At 69.8% G+C, this 10716-nt stretch carries 8 protein-coding genes; 7 read left to right on the forward strand and 1 reads right to left on the reverse strand.

The window, feature by feature from the left end; translation table 11 throughout:
- Positions 1 to 275: 275 nt before the first annotated feature.
- The 3 genes from DLJ49_RS13315 to DLJ49_RS21785 are packed head-to-tail and all read left to right on the forward strand — an operon-like array spanning position 276 to position 3962.
- Positions 276 to 3227 (forward strand): sarcosine oxidase subunit alpha family protein, encoded by a 2952-nt coding sequence (locus tag DLJ49_RS13315; protein WP_115394045.1) that lies wholly within the window; start codon positions 276 to 278, stop codon positions 3225 to 3227.
- A 4-nt stretch (positions 3228 to 3231) separates the two neighbouring features.
- Positions 3232 to 3810 (forward strand): sarcosine oxidase subunit gamma, encoded by a 579-nt coding sequence (locus DLJ49_RS13320; protein WP_115394046.1) that lies wholly within the window; start codon positions 3232 to 3234, stop codon positions 3808 to 3810.
- The gene (locus DLJ49_RS21785; protein ID WP_158547465.1) at positions 3807 to 3962 is read left to right on the forward strand and encodes a hypothetical protein; all 156 of its coding nucleotides are present in this window, start codon (positions 3807 to 3809) and stop codon (positions 3960 to 3962) included. The genes DLJ49_RS13320 and DLJ49_RS21785 overlap by 4 nt, the downstream gene beginning before the upstream one ends.
- A gap of 20 nt (positions 3963 to 3982) precedes the next feature.
- Here the strand turns inward: DLJ49_RS21785 and DLJ49_RS13325 are convergent, their stop codons facing one another.
- On the reverse strand, positions 3983 to 4486 hold the full coding sequence (locus tag DLJ49_RS13325) for a lytic transglycosylase domain-containing protein (RefSeq protein ID WP_115394047.1): 504 nt from the start codon (positions 4484 to 4486) through the stop codon (positions 3983 to 3985).
- 183 nt (positions 4487 to 4669) lie between these two features.
- Here DLJ49_RS13325 and DLJ49_RS13330 point away from each other — a divergent pair, with 183 nt between their 5' ends.
- The 4 genes from DLJ49_RS13330 (at position 4670) to DLJ49_RS13345 (ending at position 9966) form a co-directional block, all read left to right on the forward strand.
- Complete coding sequence (locus DLJ49_RS13330) at positions 4670 to 6505, forward strand: M3 family oligoendopeptidase (protein ID WP_115394048.1); 1836 nt, start codon at positions 4670 to 4672, stop codon at positions 6503 to 6505.
- Positions 6506 to 6770: 265 nt separating this feature from the next.
- On the forward strand, positions 6771 to 7757 hold the full coding sequence (locus tag DLJ49_RS13335; RefSeq protein ID WP_115394056.1) for an ABC transporter substrate-binding protein: 987 nt from the start codon (positions 6771 to 6773) through the stop codon (positions 7755 to 7757).
- A 73-nt stretch (positions 7758 to 7830) separates the two neighbouring features.
- Positions 7831 to 8871: an ABC transporter permease gene (locus DLJ49_RS13340; protein WP_115394049.1), complete on the forward strand. Its 1041-nt coding sequence runs from the start codon at positions 7831 to 7833 to the stop codon at positions 8869 to 8871.
- Positions 8872 to 8883: 12 nt separating this feature from the next.
- Positions 8884 to 9966 carry a quaternary amine ABC transporter ATP-binding protein gene (locus DLJ49_RS13345; protein ID WP_115394050.1) on the forward strand — a complete coding sequence of 361 codons (1083 nt, stop codon included), beginning with the start codon at positions 8884 to 8886 and terminating at the stop codon, positions 9964 to 9966.
- Positions 9967 to 10716: the final 750 nt, after the last annotated feature.

Genomic DNA, 10716 nt, shown 5'->3' on the forward strand with positions numbered 1-10716 from the left:
TCCGGGCGACTCCCCCGGAGTATTTGGGCCAAGATGATGAGGGGGCGTGGGGCGCGCGTGCCGGGCTGCATGCGCTGGCCGGCGAATGGCGCCGGCGGCGGGGACACCCCTCTGGCGGCACGTCCGGCCCCACCGGCCGGCCAGGGTGCGCCGGTGCCGCGCGCGCTGCCGCGCCGGCGCCAGCCGGCGCCGGGCCCAACGGAGGGAGGGGCCGCGAGGCCCCGAGCGGAGGCGGGAGCGCCCCCGGCTTGCCTCCAGTGCGGGAGGGGCGTGGCATGAGGCTGCCGGGTTGGGGGCGCGTGGACCGGACGCAGTCGGTGCCGTTCCGCTTCGACGGACGGATGCTGACGGGGCATCCCGGCGATACGCTGGCCTCGGCGTTGATCGCGAACGGGGTGCGGCTGGTGGGACGGAGCTTCAAGTATCACCGCCCTCGGGGGATCCTCACCGCCGGGTCGGAGGAGCCGAACGCGCTCGTGGAGGTCGGAGAGGAGGCGGGGCGGATTCCGAACGTGCGCGCCACCGTGCAGGAGCTGCACGAGGGGCTCGTCGCCCACAGCCAGAACCGCTGGCCGAGCCTCGAGCGCGATCTCCTGGCGGCGAACGATCTTTTCGCGCCGTTCCTCGGCGCGGGCTTCTACTACAAGACGTTCATGTGGCCCGCCGCCTTCTGGGAGCGCGTCTACGAGCCGGCGATCCGGCGCGCGGCGGGCCTCGGCAGCTTCACCCGCGATCCCGACCCGCACCGGCACGAGAAGGCCTTCGCCTCGTGCGACCTGCTGGTGATCGGGGCGGGGCCGGCGGGCCTGATGGCCGCCCTCGCGGCCGGAGAGGCGGGGGCCGACGTGATCCTCGCCGAGGAGGCGGCGGAGGCCGGCGGCCGGTTGCTTGCCGAGGCCGAGGAGGTGGGCGGCCGGTCCGCGCATGACTGGGTCGCGGCGACAGTCGCGCGCCTCGCCGCGATGCCGAACGTCCGGATCATGACGCGCACCGCCGTCACCGGCGCCTACGATGGCGGCACGTTCGGCGCGCTCGAGCGGGTGACGGAGCACCTCGCCCACCCGGCGCCGGGCGCCCCGCGCGACTGCTTCTGGCGGATCGACGCGCGCGCCGCGGTGCTCGCCGCCGGCGCGCTGGAGCGCCCCGTCGCGTTTCCGGGCAACGACCGGCCCGGGGTGATGATGGCGAGCGCCCTGCGCGCCTACCTGCACCGCTGGGGCGTTGTGCCGGGCAAGCGCGTCGCCCTTTTCGCCGCTAACGACAATGCACGCCGCACCGCGCGCGACCTCGCCGCCGCCGGTGTGCAGATTGCCGCCGTGATCGACCCGCGCGCAGACGCCCCCCCGCCCGAGGGGATCGAGGCGCCCTATTTCGCCGGCGGGCAGGTGGTGGGCACCTCCGGCCGACAGGGGCTGACGGCGATCCGGGTGGCCTCAGGCGGCCGGGAGCGGCGCATCGCGGCGGACGTGCTGGCGATGTCGGGGGGGTGGAACCCGACGGTCCATCTCGCCTGCCACATGGGCGGGCGGCCCGAATGGGACGAGGGCCTCGGCACCTTCCTGCCGCCGAAGGAGGGCGCGAAGGGCGCCGTGCCGGGGCTGGTTCCGGCGGGCGCGGCGGCGGGCGTCTTCGACACCGCGGGTTGCCTCGCCTCGGGGCTCGCGGCGGCGGGGGAGGCGCTGCAACGCCTAGGGATGCGCGCGCCGCAGATCGCACCGCCCGAGGCGGAGGACGATCCGGGGCGATCCACCGCGGTCTTCCGGGTGAAGGGAAAGGGCCGCGCCTGGCTCGACTTCCAGAACGACGTGACGGTCAAGGACGTGGAGCTGTCGGCGCGCGAGGGCTTCGTCTCGGTCGAGCACATGAAGCGCTACACCACCCAGGGCATGGCGCCCGACCAGGGCAAGAACTCGAACGTCGCCGCGCTCGCCGTGCTCGCCGAGGCGACGGGGCGCAGCATACCCGGGACGGGCACGACCACGTTTCGCCCGCCTTACGTGCCCGTGCCGCTCGGCGCCATGGCGGCGGGGGCGCAGGGCAAGGGCTTCGCGCCCGAGCGGTTCACCACCTCGCACGACGCGAGCGTCGGCCGCGGCGCGCCGATGGTGGAGGCGGGGCTGTGGTACCGGCCGAGCTATTTTCCCGCGCCGGGCGAGACCACGTGGCGCGAGAGCTGCGACCGCGAGGTGGCGATGGTGCGCGGGGCGGTGGGCGTGGCCGACGTCTCGACGTTGGGCAAGATCGAGTTCCGCGGCCCCGATACCGGCGCCTTCCTCGATCTCGTCTACACCTCGCGCTTCTCTACGCTGAAGCCCGGCCGCGCGCGCTACGGGATCATGCTGCGCGAGGACGGCCACGTGATGGACGACGGCACCACCGCGCGGCTGTCCGACGACCATTGGGTGATGACCACCACGACCGCCGCGGCGGGCGGGGTGATGGCGCATCTCGAGATGGTCCAGCAATGCCACGCGCCCGACATGGCCACGCGCTTCACCTCCACCACCGACGGCTGGGCGCAGTTCGCCGTGGCCGGGCCGCGCGCGCCGGACCTGCTCGCGCAGCTCCTCGACGGCGGGCACGACCCGGGGGGCTTTGCCTTCATGGCCTGCGGCGCGGTGCGGGTGGCCGGCATCGCGGGGCGGCTCTTCCGCATCTCGTTCTCCGGCGAGCACGCCTACGAGCTTGCCGTGCCCGCCCGCCACGGCGCTGCGCTCTGGCGGCTGCTGCTGGCCTATGCCGAGGGTCTGGGCGGCGGGCCCTACGGCATGGAGGCGCTGAATGTCCTGCGGATCGAGAAGGGCTTTCCCACCCATGCCGAGCTGCACGGGCGGACCACCGCCTACGATCTGGGAATGCAGAGGATGCTCTCGCCCAAGAAGGACTTCATCGGCAAGGCGGCGGCCACGCGGCCGGGCCTGCTCGACCCCGGGCGCGAGCGGCTGGTCGGACTGCGGCCGGTGGAGAAGGACGGGCGGCTGCTCGCCGGGGCGCATCTGTTCAAGCGGGGGGCGCGGGCGACCCGCATCAACGATCAGGGCTATATGACCTCTGCCTGCCACTCGCCCACGCTCGGCCACGACATCGCGCTCGGTTTCGTCTCGGCTGGACCGGAGCGGATGGGGGAACGGCTGGTGATGGTCGACCATCTGCGCGGGGTGACGACGGAGGTGGAGATCTGTCCGCCCGTCTTCCTCGATCCCGACGGCGCCCGCGCAAGGAGCTGAGCCGATGCCCACGTTGCCCCCCGAGACCCTGCTCGCCGGCCGCACGGCCCGGCATGGCGCGGCCGAGCTTTCAGAGTTGCCGCTGGTGCCGCTGTGGTGGATCGCGCCGTATCCGGGGCGCGCGGCGGGGCTGTCGGAGGCGCTCGCGGCGGCCCACGGCGTGCCCTTTCCCGCCCCCGGTGAAACGGCGCGATCGGGCGACACCGAGATACGCTGGGCAGGCCGGGCGCAGGCGCTCCTGATCGGCCCCGAGGCGGCCGATCCGCATCTCGCCGATCACGCCGCGGTCACCGACGTCTCGGACGTTCATGCCCGCCTCGCGCTCGCCGGCCCTGACACCGCTGCCGTTCTTGCCCGTCTCGTGCCGCTCGACCTGCGGCCCGCGCGCTTCCCCGTCGGGCGGACGGCGCGCACTCTGCTGGGGCACATGACGGCACAGCTGACCGCGACGGGGGAGGGTATCGAGCTTCTCGTCATGCGCTCCTTCGCCCGCACCGCCTTCCACGAGATCGAGACGGCGATGCGCGGCCTCGCGGCGCGGCCGCGCCCGGCACCTGGTGGCGGCAGGGAGACGCAGGGGTGAACGACGCGCTCGCCATCGCGCTCGTGGCGGCGGCCATCGTCTTCGCGCTGATGGTGCTGGTTCCGGTTGCCTCGTTCCTGCTTCGGGCCGCGGTCGTGGCCGGGCTGGCGGGCCTCGCCGTCTACCTGGTGGCGCGGCTCCTGGGGCGCTGAGGTGCCACGGCCCTTCCGGGTCAGCCGTCGCGACAGTGCCGGGCGACCTCGCGGGTGCGCAGGCCCGTCTCGACCAGCAGGCAACGGTCGCGCGCCTCGTAGTAGTAGCCGCGTGCATACCACATGACCGCCTCGTCCATGTCGCCGTCCGAGACCATCCAGGCGCCGCGCAGGTATTTCACCGCGTAGTTGAGGTTGGTTTCGGCATCGAGCAGGTCGGCCGGCTGGCCCTGAAAGCCCATGCCGCGCGCCGTGGCGGGCAGGATCTGCATCATCCCCCAGTAGGGGCCGTTGCGGGCATGCGGGCGGTAGTCGGATTCGCGCTGGATCACCTTGTGCACGAGCGGGCGGGGCACGCCGTGAAGGTCGGCGTATTCGTCGATCAGCGCGCGCAGCTCGGGCGTCTCGCCGGGGTGGAGCGGCATCACCGCCTTGGTCGACAGATCCTCCCGCGGGGCGCCGCAGGCGGCGAGGGCGCCGAGGGCGGCGGTGGCGAGAAGGCGGGCGGCGAGGCGGATGGTCATCGTTTGCACGTCTCCGTGATGCGGCCGCGCTCAGTTGGCGCAGGGCCGCGCGGCTTGGCAACCCGGGCCGGACCGCGCCGGCAGGCCGGTGGCGGAAAGCCGCCTGCGCGGCATGCAGGCTCTCCGGGTTGCGCCTCGCCGCCCGAGCGCCCTAGATCGGAGAGAACCCCGACGGAGGATTCCATGCTGCCAAGTCTCGCCCGTGCGCCCCGCCCCGCCTTCGACGCCGCCGCCGAGGGAGGGGCGCGCAACCTGGGCGATCTGCCGGAATGGGACCTGACCGATCTCTACGCCTCGGAGGACGCGCCGGAGCTCGCCCGCGATCTCGACTGGCTCGCGGCCGAATGCGCCGCCTTCGCCGCCGATTACGAGGGCAGGCTGGCCGGCCTCGACGCGGCCGCCATGCTTGTCTGCGTGCAGCGCTACGAGAAGATCGACGAGGTGGCCGGCCGCATCATGTCGTTCGCCGGCCTGCGCTACTACCAGCAGACGACCGATGGCGGCCGCGCCAAGTTCCTTGGCGACACCCAGCAGAAGATCACCGACGACACGACGCCGCTCGTCTTCTTCTCGCTCGAGCTGAACCGGCTCGAGGACGACCACCTCGAGGGCCTTCTGGCCGCCAACGACGCGCTCGCCCGCTACCGCCCGATCTTCGAGCGGATGCGCGCGATGAAGCCCTACCAGCTGTCGGACGAGCTGGAGAAGTTCCTCCACGACCAGTCGGTCGTGGGGGCCGCCGCGTGGAACCGGCTGTTCGACGAGACGATCGCGGCGCTCGAATTCGAGGTGGACGGCGAGGTGCAGGGCCTCGAGGCCACCCTCAACCACCTGACCGACCAGGACCGCGCCAGCCGCGAGGCCGCCGCACGCGAGCTCGCCCGTGTCTTTTCGGAGAACGCCAAGCTCTTTGCCCGCGTCCACAACACGCTCGCCAAGGAAAAGGAGATCGAGGACCGCTGGCGCGGGATGCCCACGCCGCAGACGGGGCGTCATCTTGCCAACCACGTCGAGCCCGAGGTGGTCGAGGCGCTGCGCGATGCCGTGGTGCGTGCCTATCCGCGCCTCTCGCACCGCTACTACGAGCTCAAGCGCAAGTGGCTCGGCCTCGACACGCTGCAAGTGTGGGACCGCAACGCGCCCCTTCCGATGGAGGACGACCGCGTCGTCGGCTGGGACGAGGCGCGCGAGACGGTGATGAACGCCTATGCCGAGTTCGACCCGAAGATGGCCGAGCTGGCCGAGCCGTTCTTTCACAAGGGCTGGATCGACGCGGGCGTGAAGCCCGGCAAGGCGCCGGGCGCCTTCGCGCATCCCACGGTCGCGTCCGTCCATCCCTACGTGATGCTCAACTACCTCGGCAAGCCGCGCGACGTGATGACGCTCGCCCACGAGCTGGGCCACGGCGTGCACCAGCGGCTCGCGGCGGGGCAGGGCGAGCTTCTGTCGTCGACGCCCCTGACGCTGGCCGAGACGGCGAGCGTGTTCGGCGAGATGCTCACCTTCCGCCGGATGCTGCGCAACGCGGAAGACGACGCGCAGCGCAAGGTGATGCTGGCCGGCAAGGTCGAGGACATGATCAACACGGTCGTCCGCCAGATCGCTTTCTACGATTTCGAGTGCAAGCTGCACGCCGCCCGCCGCGAGGGCGAGCTGACTGTCGACGACATCAACGCGCTGTGGATGAGCGTGCAGGGCGAGAGCCTCGGGCCGGCCTTCGAGTTCATGGACGGCTACGAGGTGTTCTGGAGCTACATCCCGCACTTCGTGCACTCGCCCTTCTACGTCTATGCCTACGCCTTCGGCGACGGCCTCGTGAACGCGCTCTACGCCGTCTACGAAGAGGGCGATCCGGGCTTCCAGCAGAAGTATTTCGAGATGCTCGAGGCGGGCGGATCCAAGCACCACAAGCAGTTGCTCGCACCCTTCGGCCTCGACGCCTCCGACCCCGCCTTCTGGGACAAGGGGCTGGGGATGATCGAGCGATTCATCGACGATCTGGAAGCTCTCGAGAAGTGACGGGAAACCCTTCGCCCGAGCGAAGGGACGGCATTGTCAAGGCGCGTCATTTCGTCTTGGCAGGTCGAAAAAGGGGCCCGCACGCGACGAACAGAGCTGATTCGGCCGTGTCAAGGCATTGAAGTCGCCGGTCAGGCCCTTAGCCTCACGAACGTTCGAGGTCAGTAAGCGACACGAGGAGGTCGCAGGCAGACCTGTGCTGTCGCCTCGCCAGCGGAGACGCGGAATCGGCGGCAGACCGATGAAACGAAACACGAGGTTCTACATGACACGGCTTACGCTACTGGCGGGCGCCACGGCGCTGTCCGCTCCCTTCTTCGTCGCCCTGCCGGCCGCCGCGCAGCAGGAGTGCGGCGAGGTCTCGATCACCGAGATGAACTGGGCCTCGGCCCAGGTGGTCACAGCCACCGCCGCCTTCCTTATGGAAAACGGCTACGGCTGCGATGTTGCCGTCGTTCCGTCGGACACCGTTCCGGCCGTCACCTCGGTGTCCGAAAACGGCGAGCCCGACATCGTCACCGAGCTGTGGCTGAACTCGACCGGCGATGCCTACGAGCGCCTCGAGGAAGAGGGCCGCGTCGTGCGCGTCAACGAGGTGCTGGTGCCGGGCGGCGTCGAGGGCTGGTGGATCCCCACCTACCTCGCCGAGGAGCACCCCGAGCTGACCACGATCGAGGGCGTGATGAACAATCCCGACCTCGTCGGCACCTTCAACAACTGTCCCGACGGATGGGGCTGCCGCGTCGTCTCCGACAACCTGATCCGTGCCCTCGATCTCGAGGAGAGCGGCATCGAGGTGTTCAACCACGGCTCGGGCGAGACGCTGGCCACCTCGATGGCCTCGGCCTACCAGAACGAGGAGCCGTGGTTCGGCTATTACTGGGGCCCGACCGTGCCGCTCGGCCAGTACGACATGACCAAGGTCGACCTGGGCGAGGTCAAGCCCGACGTGCATGCCCGCAACCAGAACCCCGACACCGAGAATCCCGGCGTCTCCGACTTCCCCGCCGCGCCGATCCTGACCTCGGTCACGGCCGACCTGGCCGATCGCGAGCCTCAGGTGGTCGAGTTCCTGTCCAACATGGAGTGGGAGACGGCCACGATGTCCTCGCTCCTCGCCTGGATGGAAGAGAACAACGCCACCGCCGAGGAAACGGCCGTCTACTTCCTGCGCAACTACCCGGACACCTGGAGCGGCTGGCTGAACGACGCCGCGCGCGAGAACCTGTCGGCGCTGCTCCAGCAGGGCTGACACGGCAACGCCCGGCAGGACGGGGCCCGGATGGCCGGGCCCCGTCCTTTTCGTATCTGCACGGAGGGGACACGTGGCTACCTATGATTTCGTCTTCGACGCGCTCGGCCTCAGGGGCTGGTGCGGCGAGGCCAGCACCGACACCAACGCGCCCATGTCGATGGACGAGCTTCTGGCGCAAAGCGGCGGAGGCGATGCGCCGGCCGTTTCGCTCTGGGAGCTGCCGTTTCCCTCGATGGACGCGCTCAACGACGCCTGCGCGGCCTTCCCGCAATCGCGGGAACTGACGCAGGGGCTCGAGCGGGGCTTTCTCAATGTGAAGGACGCTATGTCCTTCGTGCTCGATCCCGTCACGCAGCCGCTGTCCTGGGCGCTGGAATCGTCGCTCTACGGCATCCTCAACACGCCGTGGTGGATCGTCATCCCGCTGCTGATGGCGATCACATGGTTCGTGTCGCGCTCCTGGGGCCTTCTCGCCTTCGTCACCCTGTCGATCGCCGGCCTCGCCTTCATCGACCATTACGACTACGCGATGCAGACGCTCGCGATCATCTTCGTGTGCGCCTTCATCTGCGTTCTGATCGGCGTGCCCATCGGAATCGCCATGTCACGATCGGACGGCTTCCAGAACGGGGCCATCCCCGTGCTCGACATGCTGCAGACGCTTCCGCCCTTCGTCTACCTTATCCCGCTGATCTTCCTGTTCAGCGTCACCGAGCCCAAGCTCTACGGCATCGCCATCATCCTCTACGCGATCGTGCCGGTGATCCGGCTGACCAATCTCGGCATCCGCATGGTCGACCCCTACGTGATGGAGGCGGCCGAGGCCTTCGGCATGACGAAGCGGCAGAAGCTCTACGGCGTGCAGATCCCGCTGGCGCTGCCCAACATCATGGCCGGCGTGAACCAGACGATCATGATGAGCCTCGCCATGGTGGTGATCGCCAGCCTCGTCTCGGCGCCGGGCCTCGGCGTGCTGGTTCTGCGGGGCATCCGCAATCTCGAGCTCGGCGTCGGGCTGGTGGCGGGCCTCGGCATCGTCATCCTCGCCGTGATCCTCGACCGCGTGACCAAGGCGTCGCTCGCGCGGATCAACGCGCAGCAGAAGAGCTGAGGGAAGGGACGCATGAGACAGAAGCGTGACGACAAGCGCACGACCGTCGAGATCCGCCATCTTTACAAGATCTTCGGTGACGACCCGAAGGGCGCGCTGGCCCATGTCGAGGCCGGCCTGTCCAAGGCCGAGATCCTCAAGGAGCACAATCACGTCGTCGGCCTCAACGACATCAACGTCGAGGTCAAGGAGGGCGACATCACCGTGATGATGGGTCTGTCGGGCTCGGGCAAGTCGACCCTCATTCGCCATCTCAACCGCCTCATCGAGCCTACCGCGGGAGAGGTGCTGGTCGACGGGGAGGACATCCTCTCCTACGGCGAGGAGGCGCTGCGGCGGCTGAGACGCGAGAAGATGTCGATGGTGTTCCAGAACTTCGCCCTTCTCCCCCACCGCACCGTGCTCGAGAACGCGGCGCTCGCCCCGGCGGTGCGCGGCGTGAAGCGGGCCGACTACGAGGGCGAAGCCCGCAAGTGGCTCGATCGGGTGGGCCTGGGCGGCAATGCCGACCAGTATCCCAGCGCGCTGTCGGGCGGCATGCAGCAGCGGGTGGGCCTTGCCCGCGCGCTCACCTCGAACGCGCCGATCATGCTGATGGACGAGGCGTTCTCCGCGCTCGACCCGCTCATCCGGACCGACATGCAGGATCTGCTGCTTGAGCTGCAGGAGGAATTGGCCAAGACCGTCGTCTTCATCTCGCACGACCTCGACGAGGCACTGAAACTCGCCGACCACCTGGTGATCCTGAAGGACGGCTACGTCGTGCAGCAGGACGAGCCGCAGGCGATCCTGATGAATCCCGGGGACGACTACATCGTCGACTTCATCTCCGACATCAACCGCGCCCGCGTCCTGCGCGTCCGCTCGGTGATGCGCCCCACCGCCCAGCCCCAGCCCAACGTGGCGGGGCAGGTCCACCCCGAGGACACGCTCGAGAAGGTCATCGCCATCTCCGGCGGCGAGACCGGCCTGCGCTATGCCGTGACCGACGACGAGGGACGGCAGGTCGGCATCCTCGAGATGGAGGAACTCGTGCGCGCCCTCGTGCCCACCGGTGCATCGGAAAGCGGCATGCGCGCCCGCGCCTCCGCGTGACCCGCGCCGCGCGCCGCCCGCCTACCTGCGTCGCGTCGGCCGGGCAGCCCCGCCGCCCCCGCTCCGTCAGCCTGGCCCAAATACTCCGGACCGATCACGGCGGTGGCGGTTGTCACGCCTTTGATGATGCCTCCCGCTTCCGCCGGTCGTCCGGCGCGGGCGCCTATCTCGGGCTGATGCCCGGACGCTAGGAGTGCGGAGAGATCAGCCGGAACGGGCGTGGGTCCAAGCGGGGAGACGCCTTCACCAGGAAGTGCCTGTTCGAAGCCGCGAACGTAATCGTCTGCCGAAACCTGGACGGGCCACGGCTGCGGGACTGGGCAAAGACGATCGCCGCGAGAACCGGACCGCGCAAGGCCAAGGTCGTGCTGGCCCGGAAACTGGCGGTCACCCTGCACGCCACGTGGCGCACGAACACGCCCTTCCGGGAGGCGGCAATGGCAGAGGTCCAGACAACGCGACCGGCGCTGATCTTCAGCAAACCGGAATGCGTCCAGCCGGGACGCGCGGCGAGGGTGAGATCGCTCCCTGGGCTGCGGCAACAACCGCGCACACCACTTCGATCCACCCGACCCTGAACCCGGCTTATTCATCCAAATCAGGGGTAATGGCTGGCGTGCCCACGAAAGCTCTGTAGAATCAAGTTGCTACACCAAGTCCGACAGCAGCCCTCGGAGCACGCCATGGGTGAAACGCTACAGCCGGTCGTCACGGGCTTCAACAAGTCCCTGCGGGTCGAGAGCCGCGCCG

It is taken from the genome of Rhodovulum sp. 12E13 (genome assembly GCF_003340565.1).
Classification (GTDB): Bacteria; Pseudomonadota; Alphaproteobacteria; order Rhodobacterales; family Rhodobacteraceae; genus HLUCCA09.